The sequence below is a fragment of the Methanococcoides methylutens genome (assembly GCF_000765475.1).
Lineage (GTDB): Archaea > Halobacteriota > Methanosarcinia > Methanosarcinales > Methanosarcinaceae > Methanococcoides > Methanococcoides methylutens.
The window spans coordinates 470,523-487,651 of record NZ_JRHO01000009.1 but is presented as its reverse complement, the minus strand read 5'-3'; the positions used below and the strand labels follow the sequence as shown (position 1 = coordinate 487,651).

Sequence of the window (17,129 nt, the reverse complement as noted above, 5' to 3'; positions counted from 1 at the left end):
TTAGTACCTCCTGTTGCCAGATTTCTTCTTTGAAGATCTACTTCCGGGATCCTTACGTGGATTGTAACCCTTTTTATAACGCTGACCATTTGCACCATCATTTGAAAGAGATTCAAGCCCAACATATGGAGTAGCCAGGACAGCACCAAGTAAAGCAATAAGACCAGTTGCAATTAAACAAGCGTTCCAGGTAGATGTAAGAGAATATGCTTTTTCCGGACCATAGAACTCTACACCAGTAACAATTCCGTTTGTCTCACTCAAAGCAGACTTATCGACATCAACAAAGGTAATGAAAACATAACCATCATCATACAAAGTTGAAGCAGTCAACAAAGCAGTTGCAGGAATTTCGACATCGATCCATGTGCCGTTAGTAGATGTTACAATATCCCCTTTGGTAACAATTTCATAATTGTTATTAGTTGAAGAAGTTACACCGGTTGATTCAACGCCAGTTGTACCAGCGAAATTATCAGAAGCAGGAACAGCATCGGCATCATAAACACCAACAACAACACTAAGATTTAGTTCCTGGTTATTTTCCCAATATAAACGCATTGAGCTTACACTAGATTCCAGTAAATCATCTGGAGATAATGTAGTTACAACTGCAATATTTGGATTTGCAAACTCAGAAACAGGAGTTCCAAAAGTCAAAGTTGCATCAGCATCATCAGCATCTTGTTCAGGTAAGAAGAATATCTTATCAGATGACTCTGACCAAGAAATTGTATTATACATACTGTTTCCGCTACTATTCGCATATACGAAATTTACAGCAGCAATATCGGATATATAATTAGCTAAAAGCGTAGTTCCATCAGATTTGTATTTTGAATATGTGTACACAGAACTTACATTATCATACTCGACATTAGCAGCAGGATACAAAGTATCACTTGGCTCATCATTAAGAGTAAAAACGGCCTGTTGAACACCAAAATCGTTCATATTCCCAACAACATAAGCACCTACGGGCAGGGGCAGCAGTATCATCAGAACAGCCAAAATCGTTCCGATCTGTGCCCTCTTACGCCGGCTCATTATTTCATTACTTACCATTTATTAACCTCCGTTAAGGTTTCCATAGATGAATCTATGAATGTGATACAGAAATCAGAAGAATCATGCAGAAACAGGATCACTTACAGGATCCTCATCAACGGCAAGATCTTCCTGAAGGAGAGCACGCCACTTGGGAAGTTCCCTTTCGATGACATTAAGATCATCAATAGTAAGCTGGACGTTATCATATCCCTCCTTTTTTTTGTTGAACTGTGACAACTGCAAAGTACGGAAATGTGCTGTAGATTCAGCATTGTGCGTATTGTGTGCACCATCGTACTCACTGATCTTCACATTACCAGAGAATAAGCGAGTTCTAACAACATCTCTAAAGCCATAATCATTGTATTTATCAGACATTTTGATCACCAAATGAAAAAAACACCGAACTATATATAAAAGCATCAAAATATTAGAAAAATCTTAAGAAAAGACAATAGAAAAAACAAAAGCGGATAAGGCATACGTAGCACACTCTTAGGTATAGCAGGATAGGGCAGAATTGACATTTTTTGTTTTCACAACGCAGTTCCGGACGTGAGTGCAACATACTTGCATAACCATAAGAAGAGTAACACGAATTGAAGTCCCATTGTCGTTCCGGATCTTCCTGCAGCTGTACGGATGAGCTGACCAGGGAGAATTAAAAACAGGAACACGCAACACTTTTAAAACTAATTAAGATTTAAAAAAGAAAAGGAGGAGTAACACGAATGTGAAATTAAAACAACCCACTAATCTCTAACAGATCAGAATCAATATTACGAATACGCCGTTACAAAATATAACGTTCAGTTAAGGACAAAGATCTATCTTCAAGATCTACAACTAAGCGATTCCTTTTATCAATCATCTCTTGTTCATATTCACCGATCTCCATCAAATCACCCTTTCCGGCACTCTTTACAAACATAGTCCTTTTCCTGTTCTCCGCAAGCTACAGGCGAACATCCATAAGGATACTCACAAGTACACTTATCACAACGTTCACCACACAAACAACAGACAACAAGATACTTTGCAGGTGCTCCACAAATATTGCAGGTACGTTTCATTACACCACCATCCTGAACTCATCCTTACTTACAAAAAGAAGATCACCACGCTTTTTCAGATGCGACAAGACCTCATTGATCGAATCCCGGGTAAAATCATAACAAGAACAAGCCTCACAGAGTTCAGAAACTGTTATTAAACCACTATCAGCAGATGTAGACAATTTGAGGATAACACCAACTAACGTAACAATAGGCCAAGCACGTTCAGAACGAGTTACAGGAGTCTTTTTTACTTCGGGCTTTTCAACCTTCAGATATCCGAGAGAATCAACATGCGAGATCTGACAATAACAATTAGATTCCTGGCACTTACGAACATATGTTCCCTTCAAACTCTTGATCATCTGGGTATCATTGAGATCAGTAAGACCAGATGCACCAAATACGCATTTAGTCCTTAGTACATCCGAATGTACACAATCACCACAGGGACTTACTACAAGGTCCACAAGGGCATTAATCTTCATGTTCCTGGCCTCCATCAAGACCTTCAAAGACGAAGGATGACGGGGGAGCTTCAAGATCATCTATATTTTGACGACAGGCATACACACCTTTAGAATCGATATCTTGCCATAACTTAGTTACAAGGTACTCGACATACATTCTATTTTCAACATTAGGACCATTCCGGATCCATTCACGGATGATCTCACGGCACTCGTGGTTCTGAGTCATGAACTCTGTTATCGGGACACGAAGGACACCATCATCATCTTCAGGAGCAGAGAAACGAAGAATACCATCTTCATCATAAACAAGCTTATTCTCACGGTCCTGATTGATAATAAGTAAAACTTCCTGGCGAATTGCATCGAGTTCTTCAGGACTTACATAATTCAAGGGCTGAGCTTTATCAGAGAGACCACCGCAACCGGAGACGGCTTTTATTTTTGATTTCCCGGCATGGGTCAAGATACCACAGTGAGAAAGCAAGTACATAATATGCTTAAAAACATCTTCAACAGTCTTCAATTCATAGACCTTATCTTGATCATAGCCACCGGTTTGTTTATGGATCAATAATTCTGCATCACCGGTTACCATTGCATCACCAGGGAAGCACAAGTAGTGGTAATGAGGAGATACTTCTACACAATCACGCCAGGACTCGACATAATCAAACGCTTGAGAGATTTCTTCCATACCGGATTCAGAGAGAATGTAGTTCCAGAAGGAGGAAGAGGAACGAGAACCAGAATGAAGTTTAACGAACTTCAGGATATCGGATTTCAGACGGAAGGGATGCATTATGGAAAGGGCAGAATGTACACCCTGACGAGAAAGCCTGGCATTGGCATTGGTACGCAGAGCACGCACCTCTTTCAGAGTATAACGACGATCACGAGGAACGGATGCAACGACACGGCAGGGATGTTCACCGGTTATTTTGGTCATGACCTCACATTTTACAGTCCAATCAAAAGCACGTTGGAGCTTCCACAAAAAGGAGCAATCAGGACATGCAGCTTCTTTACAATGGGAAGCAGACACACCTGCACCTTTCTGATCCAGACGAATAGAACTCCAATAAAAATCACCGCATGCATCAGGTTGGTTACCTTGACCAGGAACAAGGAAGTTGCCGGTATTAAGCAAGGTTTCAGAAGGCATGAATTTAGAAGGAGACTCCATTTCCTGCAGCTGCAGCATTAGTTCTCACCTGGCCTGTCATACTTCGCAGGTACGATCTTACCAAATGGACCATTATCATCAAAGTCCACGGAAAAACGGACACATTCAGCATTATCAGCCATTCCAAGAGTCTTCATGAGCCATCTGGGAAGAGTTACAAACTGATATCCGTTAGAATCGTGTACCTTGTACCGGTCTTTCAATTGTTCACCCCCTTCGAGTTGTTCAAAAAAAGATCGAGTTTGCACTCAGAAGTTGGCCTGGAGATCTCCCAGGGATGAATAACAATATCAGGATCATCGTTGGAGATCTTCAATGACCTTTGAGAGGGAATATCTACAAATGCGGACAAAGTTACTGGTGTTAAGTCAGCCCGGACAAGGCCAACATGATTGTTATTGGATTTCATGTTACTACATCGGAAATAATTCACTTGCTGGAATCTGGACAATCCCAACAGCAAAAAAAAGATTTAAAATAATAATATATAAATGTTTCAATTAACGCAGTAAACATTGACAACGAAATATTATAAATACATGAAAACATAATTTGTACATGTCAACTGATACCACGTGCATGCTGGACACATGTTAACTTGGCCATGGTAGCTTTTTAAAATCTACATCGGAAACATGGCCAAGCAACGTGTTTTATCGGGTAGACAGGGTTTCCGAGGGGCTAAATCTCAACGGGGTTTAGTTCCCCATCGGAGCACCACTAACTTTTTTATGATTCTACTCTTTTTGAACTCAACTTCGAAGAAATATAATTTGTGTTTGATACTAAATATTGCATCATGAGATCAGTTGGCCCATCAGTCAGATCCAGACAGTTCGAGCAGCAAAAATATATTAAGCACAGAACCATACATTTATTACAATACGTATTAAGACAACGTGGCCAGAGAGAGAGATATAATGGATCAGAGAAAATTAGCACAATTGCCCTTAGTAGGAACGCTGATCGGCGCATTAATCGCATATTTATTAAGACCGGAAGCTCCACAAGTAGGCAAACTACCATTAGGAGTGGTCATGACAAGGGGAGCAGACCTAACCGGCACAGAGGAGATATTGATACCAATCGCAGAAGCATCATTTAACTATACGATCACAGGTGCAATAATAGGTGCGATAATTGGTGCAGTAGTATTCTGGATCATGTTCAATAAAATGAACAATTAATGTACATATTCAACAAAATAATAATTAACATACATCGAATACATGGCTTGTTGGAGACATGTTTTCAACTTGCTGTTTTTTTAATTATAGTTGGCAGAGTTTCCGAAAAGTTCAGGCATCAACATGATCAATATACCCACCTGACCAACACTAAATTTACTAGGATATTATTTTGACTTTTAGAAAAATGTCAATTGATCAACATTAACAAGTCAAAAAGGAGTTTACCTTATTCGAAATTTTCAAGCGGAATGGCAAAACCGAAGATGCTGAACGTACCATATTCACTCTTGACCCATACATGCCCACCATGAAGCTCAACAAACTTTTTGACCAGAGAAAGACCTAAACCAGTCCCATCATACTTTTTTTGAGAAGAAGAATTAATCTGGCTAAATGGCTTGAACAACTTGTCAAGATCATTTTCTTTGATCCCAATACCACCATCATGAACTTCAAACTCCACATAATCCTGCACCATACGGCACTCTACAGATATATCCCCACCATCATTGGAGAATTTGATGGCATTACCGATCAGATTATAGAGAATCTGCTTGAGTTTACCGGCATCAACTTCAAGAACACAAACATCAGGTGAGATCAAAGTACTGATCGTTATCCCCCTTTTACTGGCCGACGTACCCATGAACTCAGACATTTCTAAGAGAAATTGAGGGAGATATACTTTTTCATAAGACAGTTCCATTTTACCGGCTTCAGCTTTTGAAAGATCAAGTATGTTATTAATAAGACCCAGCAGATGAGTACCACTGGAAGAGATATTCTTTGCATATTTTACCTGTTTTTCGTTAAGTGGCCCAACACCCCCCTCGACAAGAAGATCAGAGAAACCAATAATCGAATTCAGTGGCGTCCTGAGCTCATGACTTACATTTGATATAAATTCACTTTTAGCATTGTTCGAAGCTTCAGCCAGGTCCTTTGAGACCATAAGCTCAGTTTCCATTAATTTCCTTTCAGTCAGATCAATCTCCATAGAAAATATACCCAGTTGATCCTCCGGCAACAGAACGGTTGAGTAACTGGAAAATACAGGGAGACTCATTTTACTCTTTGTTAAAAAAGTAGTTTCACAAAATCGTTCCATTTTTTGACCGGTTCTGTCCGAGTTAATGATTTCAAACAGACCACTAGCATCGGCAATAGGAACTATAAGGTCGGTCATTTTTTGACCGATCGCTTCTTCCTTAGAATAACCATACATTGTTTCGCTGGCACTGTTCCAATACTGAACAAAGAGATGCTTATCAAATCCCTGAATTGCAACATTGGGAACATCATCCATGAACTTACGGAAGTTCTCATCAAGCAAATGAAGCTCAGATTCCTGCTTTTCAACAGTCCTTGAAAGACTTACATTCTTACTCAATACCATATAGGAGATATTGGCAGACATAAGGAGTAGTATAAAAGAAAGAGCTTTGATAAAGGAGAGATCTGTTGAAGACAGACCATTTACCATTATATACTGGAACCAATCAATGACATAAAGCCATGAGGGATAAAGAACCAATACAAAAAACAGGACAATTGTAACAGGAACAGAATATGATCGTTTGAACCACTCTTTTATACGAAGTGGATCCATATTTTCTGACTCTATTTTCATCCTGCCACCCCACTAAATTAATGATAAGATTTTATATAAAGAATTGGATAAGACACATGTTATAAATAAACATTACATTGTTAACGCAGCATAATATTCCACATGTATAAAACAATACAAATTCAGAAAGAGAAGAAAAACATGAAACGAAATATAGAATCTGTTTCAATGTACCTGAACATCTTCCTATTTCTGATATTGGCAAATTCACTCCTCTCAAGATTCGCAGTTGTAAATTTCACATCCTCGCCTGCAACAGGAGTATCAAACATGTATATTGCGGTTGCTTTTATGATCGTCTTTGCTTTGTGGTATGGCCTAGGAGGTGCACTGGCAGCATATCTTGGTTGTATTGTAGGAGCAGGCATCCTTGCTGATATGCCAACCTCATTGAATATCATATGGTCCCTTGCAGACCTATGGCAGGTCCTTATACCACTTGTTGCATTCACCTATTTTAAAGTAAACTTAAGACTAAAGACAAGAAGGGATGTTGCATACTTCCTTGTTTTTGCAGTCTTCCTAAATAACATCATAGGTGCCTCATGGGGCACATACATGCTAATGATCAATGGAATTATCCCTTATGAGGAACTCTTTCTGACCTTTGAAAGATGGTTTACAGGAAACGTGATAGCCACAATCCTGATAGTCCCATTTTTACTAAGATACCTCACACCATACATCCAGCAAACAGAGTCATATGTGGAAAACTACTGGAAATAAGACACATATCATAACCTCGCCGGGATGCTACTTGACTCTTTTTAAAGCACCTTAACTAAAGAGCAATGCACATATTACTGCATATTGCAATAACCTGAATTTTGATGATGGGAACAGTTATTCGCCATCAGTTACTTTCCGATACTGCAACTCACATGCATATAAACAAGCTGCCAGCTTCTTGTCCTTCAGATCGTCCACAGTCCCTTTTAGCCCAAGCTTTGAACATTCTTCATAGACTTTACAAACATCACAACAATTAGTACTCATAGAGAAGTCTCCCGGAACAGATCTTCGAACATATCAATGAAGGATATAACTTAAATTTTCCGTTCGTCCTAAAAAAACCAGATTGCTATAACGAAATAACATAACAAATAAAACAGGAAATAAATATAGGCATATGACCATTAAAAGCAGAAAGATACGATGGTGTAGACCCACACCTCCATACGCCAGCATATGGAGGAAATGCCTCACCATCAAAGACTTGACAGGAAGGACACTTTGCTAAGTGCAAAAACGACAAAGGAACCAACTGCAACATCCTGAAGGTTTAGAGGGATTATTCCACCAGGATTTGTAAGTACATAAATCATCAATGTTGCTATTCCTGCAAATGCAAAAGCTCCAATAATAACATCTTCTATTTCTACCATTTTTTATCACGCTCAATGAGGGGGGGCTAAGCATGCGATAGAGGTTGAAAGTTAACCGGTATCGTATATACACAAACCGCGACTCGTTTTGTTATTTAGAAGTGTTTTTTCCTAAAAGATGATGTTGTATATATAGGTTTCGATTTTTTGATAGGACAATACCTTTAAAGACTAAAAAAAAGTAGACGATATCGGCAAATTGCCTTTGTGGAAAAATACAATAAAAACGAGTTGCACCCCAGAAGTGTCCAAAAAATAACGGCATCAATAAAAAAAATAAAAAAAGATTGGAAAAGGAAAGAGAAGCCACGATTAAACCTGAACGCAAATCAGGCTGAAACGTTAACTTCCCCCACCCCATCCACGGAGTTGTAAAACACAGAATGAACAATATTTCCCAGATCTTCATCCATAAAGGGCTTCGTGAGGTAACCCTGAGGACCTGCCAGATTTGCCCGTTCACGAGTAGCCTTAGAAGAATCTGCTGTAATGAACACTATAGGAATTTTATATGAATCACGTATCCTCATCGCTGTTTCGATGCCATCCATACCACCCTTTAATCTTATATCCATAAGTATCAGATCAGGATGTATCGCACCCACCATGGAAATGGCATCTTTGCCCTTAGAAGCAAAGCCAGCTACAGAGTAACCCATCTTCTCAAGTTTCAACTTGATCATCATACCAACGATCAATTCATCTTCAACAACAACTATTTTTTTACATTCCATATTAACTATCCAGATCATCTCAAAAAGAGTGTTCCCGTACCCATACTCCAACATATACCCATTCATGCAGTACTGTAATGCATACCATTACTCATTACGGACATCGTCATATTACTGATCATAAGACCAGCCAACGACTTGATCACATCAAGACTGTCACGATCACATTCAGGAATAATGAATTCAGAAGAGGATGAAGCGATCAATAATCCCACAAAGCGGTGTTCATGATGAATAGGAATAATAGCAGTACCCTGCAAGCCCTCATCCTGCATCCGTGGACCCGTAATGAAAGGATAGACCTCTGAATAATGTTTGTATATAGGGAAGCCTTTCTGTGCAAAGTTCACCTGACCGGAATCAGCACTAAAATACGAGATACTGTTCACAAAGTCATTTGAAAGTCCTTTATGATTCACAAGTACCAGCCCCCCGGTAACCTCATCAACCACATACAAAGCACAAATATCAATAGCATCGAGCTGAGTGGTCAGCTCAAGAAGGACATCCATTGAATCCTCCAGATTAACAGGCCAGCTGAGATCACTGCCCAGCTCGTCCTGAATGAACATAAAATCATCATGTTGTTTTTCATCATTGATATCAACGATCTTCGCATTCAAGTATTGCATTTGGCCATCCATATCATAGATGATCTGCGTCTTCTCACGGACCCACCTGATATCACCATCTGCTTTCAATATCCGATATTCCTGTACCAGACCCCCTACGGAACTATCAGAGTAATTCTCCAGGGCTTTTCTAACCATTTCAAGATCAGCAGGATGAATAATATCCTCATAAGAAAGGCCACCAATTAGAAAATCATCGGGTTCATAACCGAAAAAAGACACATTATCTGAAACGGATTCCAGTGGCCAGCCATATTCAGACCTCCACACGAATGCCACTTCAGGCATTTCATCTTGAATATCCGGTAAATTTACGATTCCTTTCATTATAGCACCCACACTAGTCCAAAATATAAATTGAATAAATAAGATTTTTAATTAATATAGCTAAAAATATAGCAGTACCCGGAAATATCCGGGAACCACTTGACAAATAAAGGAGTTGTTTATCATTTCTCCTTTGAAATTGCTGATACCATACTTACAGCAGCGATCTTATCGACATGAGCCTCGTGCTGCGAGTAGAACCACATTGGAACATAGAGACCAAGCACACATATTCCGACAATGGTTGAGAACCAGCTGCCTTCAACACTGTTAAGGTAGATCACACCGACCAGACAGAGTGGAAGGTTGAAGAGACCGAACAACAGTGCAACGTTCTTCCATCCGGCTGGTGCCTTGAATGGCCTTTCGAGTCCAGCAAGGTCAGGCCTTGATTTTGCCTTTACGTATGCGAAAAGACTGATACCGTTAGCACAAACATATCCGATTGCTGATGCAGCAAGGATAGCTGATGGAGTACCCATTGAGATCAGGATCAGGTTGAAGATACCGATAACGACCATTGCAAGGATTGGAGTACCGTGTGCATTTGTCTTTGCGAATACTTTAGGAAGGTTTCCTTCAGTTGCCATTGAGTGCATTGCCCTTGAGGAACCAAGATATGCAGTCTGGATGATCAATACCATTGCTGCAATGAGCATGACAATAGCTACTGTTGAACCGACATCACCGAGTGCTGCCTGTGCAAGTGGAAGCATTGGATCAATTGGTGCAGCTGCAATACCATCGATACCGAGTACACCGGTAATGGTCATCTGTACAAGGACGTAAGCTACCAGACAGATAGCACCACAGGAGAACAATGCCTTTGGTACATCAGAACCTGGCTTCTTATATTCAGGACCATAGATAGCTGCAGTTTCCCATGCACAAGCACTCCACTGAGCCATTGCAAAGATACCAAGCAAGATCAGGATATGATGGAAATCCCATGCCCAGTCAGTTGGCAGCCATGTGCTGGTGATATTAGTCATTGCGAAGTCACCGGTTGCATAAGGCGCCAGTGTAATAATTGCCATTGGAATAAGTGAGAAAGCTGCAAGAATATAACCTACAAGCGCACCACTTGAAAGTCCACGGTAGTTAACAAGTATCAAACCACCGAAGATCACAACACCTGCGATCATTGCAAGCTGGTACTCACTGAAAGTTGCTGCAAGTGAAGGGAACAGACTGTGAAGATAGAAACCTACAAGGATTGCGAAGATAGCAAGTACAGGGTTCCATGCGAACCAGTAACTCCATGCACTGAATCCACCGATCAATTTACCCTTGTCATACTTTCCTTCATGATTAGGTGACTTGAAAACGTTCTGCGCAAATCCAGGCAGACCGGATGCATTAGGGAAAGTTGTTGCAAGTTCACCATAAGCGAGGTTCTGCATAAATCCCTGGAAAACAGAGAGACCCCATACAATAATAGCAAATGACCATAGATAACTAGCAAAATAACCAATAGATGGCAAGATCAACAAAGGTACACCAATAGCAATAGCCAGTCCCTGTTTCCAATCGATCGATCGTTCGAGTTCACCGGCGTCACAGACTACTTTAGCACACTGCTCTGCGTGTGCCCAGTCTACACCGGATCCTTTTTCTTCAGACATATTCCATCACACTCCTTTTTAATAACGATTCATAAATAAAGATAAAACCGAAATAGACCTGATATTCGCCAGGCCCATATCGGCAAATTACACAGTTTAACCTGTGATTTCCCTGAACTTGTCACAGCAGTTGATGTTGATACCGAGAAGTTTCTCAATATTCATCTTAGCTGCAATACCCTTTGCACAGCCAGGAACTGATGTGATTACACCAATGTCGAGCTCTTCCCTGAGTTCCCTCATGACATATTCATCAGAGAGATCTGCGGTTGAGACACCAAGTTTCTTTGCAACAAAGTCCTTTGCTTCACCGATTCTCATGTTCTTGTCAAACTGCATCCTTGCAACAAGGTCACCAGCTGCCCTGATACCAGTCATACCGGAAGCCATGATATGTGAGATTGGCATACCCACCGGGTCGCCAACACCGATCTATATACCATCGACACCAGCGATCTCGACCATTGCCTTGCTTGCACGAGTAACTGCATCGATTGGTGGGGTCTCAAGCATTGGGATACCACCGACACCCATACCCATATCGACGTGACATGGAATTGTTGATGCTTCAACAGCTGCTTTCATGAATGTAACTGAACGACCAAGGTTCCATGCAGATGACTTACTGGTGTTGGTGTTACATACAGGACCGAACACGTTTGCTCCTGCCTTTGCAATAAGTGGTGCCTGCTGATGTGGCCACAGACCTGCAAGTGTTGTGCCATCATACTCAAGCTCTCCATGCATACCGAGAACGAGTTCTCCAGCCATACCTGCTTCAATGTAGATTCCCGGGAATTCTTTTCTCAGTGCTTCGATAGCATTGAGGGATGCATACATATCACCATCACCGGCTGCACCGATGGTATCGAAGTTGACACCGTCACAACCTACGTGCTGGAGTCTCTGCATGATCCAGACCATATCACGAATACCGTGGTCACCAGCATGCTGGATGGATTCCTGAGCTTCAGAGATCTTGAATGCCTTCATGAGGTCACCTGGGTTCTCGAATGGACCGTCAGGAGTGTAGTACAGACCCATGTTTGGCATTGCACCGTAGAGCATAGGAATGATCATGTTCTGCTGGCAAACTTCCATTGTCTGCTGTTCCTGAGAGATAACTGGCTTCACAGGCTTGTAACTGTAGTCAATGTGACCGAGTTCCATTGTATCTGCACCAAATGCACGCTCGTGCATCATTGAACCTACCAGTCTGCTGGAAGGAATACCTACACCACTGTTACCCTGGTCACCATCAATACGGATGGAACCTATATCGTGAGTTACAGGAACTTCCATACCTGGCTCAACACCGACGATCCTGTTAGGGTTGATGATGATCTCAAGCATCTTGTCCATCTGGTCATCGGTAAGTGCAGGGATGTCACCAAGGTCTGCTGCATCTGCGGAACCTGCCTTGATATCAGCAAGGATGTCTTCCTTGCTCATGAAGATCTTTGCACCGTCACCCATTCTTAAGAAATATTCTGTTGCCATTTTAATAACCCCATAAAATTAAAGAAGTAATTCCTTAGCTTTTACTACAGCTTCACTTGCATTTTCTGCATAGCAGTCTGCACCGATCTTCTTTGCCCATGCATCCGTTGCTGGAGCACCACCGACCATGACCTTGATATTATCCCTCATGCCGTTTTCCTTGAGAAGTTCAATAACTTCTTTCTGGCCCTGAAGGGTTGTCGTCATAAGTGCGGAGAGACCGACCATGTCAGCATTGGTTTCCTTGCACTTGTCAATGAAGTTCTGGAGTGGAACATCCCTTCCGATATCATGAACTTCGAAACCTGCTGCCTGAAGCATTGTTGAGACAATTGCCTTACCAATGTCGTGAACATCACCCTCGACGGTACCGTTTACAATTACCCCGAGCTTAGCGGCTCCGCCTTCTCCGGATGCAAGCTCATCCTGAAGTAATTCTACACCAGCGGACATTGCGTCAGCTGCCATCATAACGTGTGGAAGGAAGAGTTTTCCTCTCTCGAAGAGTACACCAACTTCATTCATACCTGCTGCAAGACCATTGTCAATAAGTTCTACTGCTGGAGCCTGGCCCTTTGCCTTGCCTACTGCAGCTATTACATCATCTTTCTTGCAACTTACTACCGCATCGGATAGCTCTTTGAATAATTCCTCGTTTGTCGTGTTACAACCTCCATTAAAGTTGTGGATTATTTACCACATGATTATGGTAGCAGGATTACTCCTCACCACCATATATTGAAAAACCAGAATCATATATAGCATAATTTACGTTGAAAGTTCGACTGATGTTGGAAATGGAAAAGCCCATGAGAGATGACCATTGCCTTTGGATATTCCAAAGGCGTGAGAAAATCCAAAGGCTTTGGTATATATGTAAAATGAAAGATCAATTGAGTAATCAACATCAAAAGGCATCTTTTTTGAAAATATGACTATTTGACCCATAAAAGAAGTTAATCCCGAGGAACAACCGAAAGGGTCATTAATGTTAATACTGAATTTTATAGAGGAGTCTCGATGAAATCCTCATTAAGTGATACAATATGGCTTTCTGAAAAAAGGAAAAACCTTCTTTTACTGCTCGTTGAGGGACCAAGGAATATCGATCAGATAAAAGCTTCCCTGAATGTCACGTCAAAGGCAATGATGCCACAGATAAAGATACTCAAAGAGCAGGATATGATCATCCAGAATGAAAATGATGAGTATGAACTTTCGGATGTTGGAAGGATAATTGTCAAGAACATGAGTCCCTTATTAAAGACTCTCGAAGTAATAGAAGAGAACAGGGAATACTGGGCTACCCGTGACCTTACAGCAATACCGGAACCTCTTGCATACAGGCTGGGCGAGTTAGGACAATGCATGCTGATAGAACCTGACCTGAACCACATGTTCGACCTTCCTGTTGAATTTACAGAGAACCTGACAAGATCAAAAGATGTGAAGATGTTTGCATCATATTTCCACCCCCTATACCCGGAACTTTTTTCAGAGATTATTGAAAAAGGAATCAAGTTCGAGCTTATTCTTACTGACTCTGTCCTCGAAAGAATGAAAAACGATTGTCTTGAACAGCTAAGGTCACTTGCATCATCCAAGAACACGGAACTTCATATCTGTGATGATAGTATCAAACTGACGACCATATCGGTCACCGAACGTTTTACTTACATATGCCTCTTCAACAAGGATGGCAGGTACGACCACACTAAGCTCATGAGTTTTGATGATAGTGCTCGCATATGGGGTGATGAATTGTTCTCATACTACCAGAAACAATCCCGCCAATTGAAAGACATCTAACAAGGAACATCCAATATGGCTTTGAGAAAACTAGAATGGAAAAACGTACCCCTCAGGTCCAAATTGATCCTTTTTATTGTAATAGGTGTCCTGCTGGTACTTGTAACATCAACTGCAGTTATTATATCCACGGTCACTAGCCAGGAAGTTGATCTGGCCTACGAGCAATCCATCGAAAAATCCAGAGGTTATGCAAACCAGTTTGATGTTGACATGCGGAAAAATCATGCAATCGGTCAGACAATAGCAGATTCCATGGCAGCATATGAAACTGCTGATCGGGATGAGGTCAATGAAATATTAAAGGAAATAGCGGTAAAAAACCCGGACCTCCTTGGAACTTATGTTTGTTATGAACCAAATGCCTTTGATGGCAATGACATGGCTTTTGTAAATGCGCAGGGACATGATCCTACAGGAAGGTTCATTCCATACTGGAACAGGATCAGCGGAGATCTTCAACTTGATCCGCTACTAAATTACGATACTTCTGATTATTATCAGTTGCCAAAGAAATTGAAGGTAGACCAGATCATTGACCCTTACTTCTATGAAGGAGTCTTCATCGTAAGTTACGTGACTCCCATAATAAAGGATGAGGAATTTGTTGGCATAGGTGGCGTGGATGTATCCCTCACATACCTTGACGAAGTGGTAAGCGAAGTGAAGGCATTCGATACAGGATATGCATTCATGACAGGAAATACGGGCATCCTGATCTCACAACCCGAACAGAAGGACTGGATCGGTTACAAGACCCTGTATGATTTTGATGTCCCTGAAATAACCGCCATGGCAGATGATATCAAAAATGGAGGAGATGGATACATAGATACCATCGACCCTACAACAGGAAAAGAAGTTGTAATGTTCTACGAACCGATCAAGACCGGTAATTTTTCATTTATACTTGTAGTCCCCAAAGAGGAAATGCTTGCTGGTGTTGTTGAGCTTCGCAACAATCTTATCGTGATATCTACCATATCGATCATATTCATGACAGGACTTGCAGCCCTCATTGCAGGGTTTGTAACACGGCCCATCAATGATATTGTAGCCAGTTTTAAGGACGTTTCCGATGCAGCGGTGGGAGGGAAGATATATGCTCGTGCGGATACCGATGTCGATATCGACTTCAAGGACATACCATCAGGTTTGAACGAGATCCTTGATGCTTTTACAAAACCCATGGCTGAAACCATGCGTGTAGCCAACGGCCTCGCAAAAGGAGAGCTTGAAACACGTGTCAACCCGGGTCTCAAAGGTGATTTCAAAGACCTTGGTGATGGCCTTGACAGGTTTGCTGAAAAGATCAATAACATTATTGATGAATCAAATTCAGTGCTGATGGCTTTCCAGAAAGAGGATTTTACACACAAGATAAGCATCAAAGGAGAAGGTGATTTTAGAATACTCACAGACGGTATCGAAGAAACAAGGCAAGCCCTGTACAAGATCACCAGCGAACAGAAAAAAGCCAAACAGGAACTAATAAAGTATGCAGAAGACCTTGAACACTCCAATCAGATGAAAGAGGAGATGGAAAGGGTCATCGAGAACAGCCCTGTTGTCGTATTCAAATGGAAACCAGAAAAAGGATGGCCTATTGAATTCGTATCCAAGAACATCTCACAATTTGGATACTCACTTGAAGATTTTAAATCCGGTAAAGTAACGTATGCAGATATTGTCCACCCACAGGACCTTGCACGAGTTGAAGCCGAACTGCAAAAAAGATGCGATGAAGGAGATACTAAGTTCAACATCGAATACAGGATCCTGACCAAATACGGCAATATACTCTGGGCAGATGAAAGGACATTCATACGTCGTGATGAAGAAGGGAATGTTAACTACCTGCAAGGTATCATTGTTAACATCGATGAAAGAAAGCGTGCAGAAGAGGCTCTAATAAAGATAGAGGATATTCGCAAGAAAGAAATTCATCACCGCATAAAGAACAACCTGCAGGTCATATCCACATTACTATACCTGGAATCTGATAAATTCAAGGATAAAAAGGTAAAAGAAGCTTTCAGAGATAGTCAGGACAGGGTCAGGACAATGGCACTTGTACACGAGAAGTTATACCAGTCCGAGGATATGGAAAGCATCGACTTTGCGGACTATAGTAAAAACCTGATCAATTACCTGTCACAGTCATACGTTGTCGGCAACCGTGATATAAAGATAGACCTGAAAGTGGAAGATATATTCCTGAATATGGATACAGCGGTGCCACTTGGAATAATTATCAACGAACTTGTTTCGAACTCACTGAAGTATGCATTTAAAGATAAAAAGGAAAAGGGCATCATCTCAGTAGACATAAAGCGGGCTGGAGACAATTTCACACTAACGGTCTGCGATAATGGAAGTGGCATACCTGAAGAGATCGACTTCAGAGATACAGAATCCCTTGGACTTCAACTTGTGACGAACCTCGTCGAGCAGATCGATGGAACAATCACACTTGACAAGGATAAGGGGACAAAGTTCATAATAGAATTCACAGAAGAAAAATATGAATTATGAG

At 41.2% G+C, this 17,129-nt stretch carries 18 protein-coding genes and 1 pseudogene; 4 read left to right on the top strand and 15 right to left on the bottom strand.

Annotated features, from left to right (window positions below):
• From LI82_RS04755 to LI82_RS12885, 7 genes are all read right to left on the bottom strand, one after another.
• On the bottom strand, positions 1-1,065 hold the full coding sequence (locus LI82_RS04755) for a hypothetical protein (protein WP_048193765.1): 1,065 nt from the start codon (positions 1,063-1,065) through the stop codon (positions 1-3).
• 63 nt (positions 1,066-1,128) lie between these two features.
• Entirely contained in the window at positions 1,129-1,428 is a 300-nt protein-coding gene (locus tag LI82_RS04750; RefSeq protein WP_048193764.1) for a hypothetical protein, read from the bottom strand.
• A 524-nt stretch (positions 1,429-1,952) separates the two neighbouring features.
• Positions 1,953-2,123, bottom strand: a complete 171-nt coding sequence (locus tag LI82_RS13040; protein ID WP_160174943.1) for a hypothetical protein — start codon at positions 2,121-2,123, stop codon at positions 1,953-1,955.
• Positions 2,123-2,593 (bottom strand): hypothetical protein, encoded by a 471-nt coding sequence (locus tag LI82_RS04745; protein ID WP_048193763.1) that lies wholly within the window; start codon positions 2,591-2,593, stop codon positions 2,123-2,125. The genes LI82_RS13040 and LI82_RS04745 overlap by 1 nt, the downstream gene beginning before the upstream one ends.
• On the bottom strand, positions 2,583-3,779 hold the full coding sequence (locus LI82_RS04740) for a hypothetical protein (protein ID WP_048193762.1): 1,197 nt from the start codon (positions 3,777-3,779) through the stop codon (positions 2,583-2,585). Before LI82_RS04740 ends, LI82_RS04745 begins: the two co-directional genes overlap by 11 nt.
• Positions 3,779-3,964 carry a hypothetical protein gene (locus LI82_RS04735; protein WP_048193761.1) on the bottom strand — a complete coding sequence of 62 codons (186 nt, stop codon included), beginning with the start codon at positions 3,962-3,964 and terminating at the stop codon, positions 3,779-3,781. The genes LI82_RS04740 and LI82_RS04735 overlap by 1 nt, the downstream gene beginning before the upstream one ends.
• Entirely contained in the window at positions 3,961-4,170 is a 210-nt protein-coding gene (locus LI82_RS12885; protein WP_152567532.1) for a hypothetical protein, read from the bottom strand. Before LI82_RS12885 ends, LI82_RS04735 begins: the two co-directional genes overlap by 4 nt.
• Before the next feature lie 535 nt (positions 4,171-4,705).
• On the opposite strand from LI82_RS12885, the gene LI82_RS12710 reads away from it, so the two are divergent.
• Entirely contained in the window at positions 4,706-4,948 is a 243-nt protein-coding gene (locus LI82_RS12710) for a hypothetical protein (RefSeq protein ID WP_236622663.1), read from the top strand.
• 229 nt (positions 4,949-5,177) lie between these two features.
• Here the strand turns inward: LI82_RS12710 and LI82_RS12405 are convergent, their stop codons facing one another.
• Positions 5,178-6,581: a PAS domain-containing sensor histidine kinase gene (locus tag LI82_RS12405; RefSeq protein ID WP_052402724.1), complete on the bottom strand. Its 1,404-nt coding sequence runs from the start codon at positions 6,579-6,581 to the stop codon at positions 5,178-5,180.
• Positions 6,582-6,722: 141 nt separating this feature from the next.
• Between LI82_RS12405 and LI82_RS04725 the strand changes: the two genes are divergently transcribed.
• Positions 6,723-7,307 carry a hypothetical protein gene (locus LI82_RS04725; RefSeq protein ID WP_048193760.1) on the top strand — a complete coding sequence of 195 codons (585 nt, stop codon included), beginning with the start codon at positions 6,723-6,725 and terminating at the stop codon, positions 7,305-7,307.
• A 117-nt stretch (positions 7,308-7,424) separates the two neighbouring features.
• On the opposite strand, the gene LI82_RS13035 is transcribed toward LI82_RS04725, so the two are convergent.
• The 7 genes and pseudogenes from LI82_RS13035 to mtbC all read right to left on the bottom strand — a co-directional run bounded on the left by LI82_RS13035 (position 7,425) and on the right by mtbC (position 13,474).
• On the bottom strand, positions 7,425-7,577 hold the full coding sequence (locus tag LI82_RS13035) for a hypothetical protein (protein WP_160174942.1): 153 nt from the start codon (positions 7,575-7,577) through the stop codon (positions 7,425-7,427).
• Between the two features lie 212 nt (positions 7,578-7,789).
• Positions 7,790-7,966, bottom strand: coding sequence for a hypothetical protein (locus LI82_RS13030; RefSeq protein ID WP_160174941.1), 177 nt, complete (start codon positions 7,964-7,966; stop codon positions 7,790-7,792).
• A 329-nt stretch (positions 7,967-8,295) separates the two neighbouring features.
• Entirely contained in the window at positions 8,296-8,700 is a 405-nt protein-coding gene (locus LI82_RS04720) for a response regulator (protein ID WP_048193872.1), read from the bottom strand.
• Positions 8,701-8,762: 62 nt separating this feature from the next.
• Complete coding sequence (locus LI82_RS04715) at positions 8,763-9,659, bottom strand: GAF domain-containing protein (protein ID WP_052402720.1); 897 nt, start codon at positions 9,657-9,659, stop codon at positions 8,763-8,765.
• A gap of 122 nt (positions 9,660-9,781) precedes the next feature.
• Positions 9,782-11,284: an APC family permease gene (locus LI82_RS04710; protein WP_048193759.1), complete on the bottom strand. Its 1,503-nt coding sequence runs from the start codon at positions 11,282-11,284 to the stop codon at positions 9,782-9,784.
• 96 nt (positions 11,285-11,380) lie between these two features.
• Positions 11,381-12,784: pseudogene (gene mtbB, locus LI82_RS04700) on the bottom strand ([dimethylamine--corrinoid protein] Co-methyltransferase).
• 18 nt (positions 12,785-12,802) lie between these two features.
• Positions 12,803-13,474 carry a dimethylamine corrinoid protein MtbC gene (gene mtbC, locus LI82_RS04695; protein ID WP_048193756.1) on the bottom strand — a complete coding sequence of 224 codons (672 nt, stop codon included), beginning with the start codon at positions 13,472-13,474 and terminating at the stop codon, positions 12,803-12,805.
• A 330-nt stretch (positions 13,475-13,804) separates the two neighbouring features.
• On the opposite strand from mtbC, the gene LI82_RS04690 reads away from it, so the two are divergent.
• Both LI82_RS04690 and LI82_RS04685 read left to right on the top strand, forming a co-directional pair.
• Complete coding sequence (locus tag LI82_RS04690) at positions 13,805-14,593, top strand: helix-turn-helix transcriptional regulator (RefSeq protein WP_048193755.1); 789 nt, start codon at positions 13,805-13,807, stop codon at positions 14,591-14,593.
• Positions 14,594-14,614: 21 nt separating this feature from the next.
• Positions 14,615-17,128 (top strand): histidine kinase dimerization/phosphoacceptor domain -containing protein, encoded by a 2,514-nt coding sequence (locus LI82_RS04685; protein WP_236622662.1) that lies wholly within the window; start codon positions 14,615-14,617, stop codon positions 17,126-17,128.
• Position 17,129: the final 1 nt, after the last annotated feature.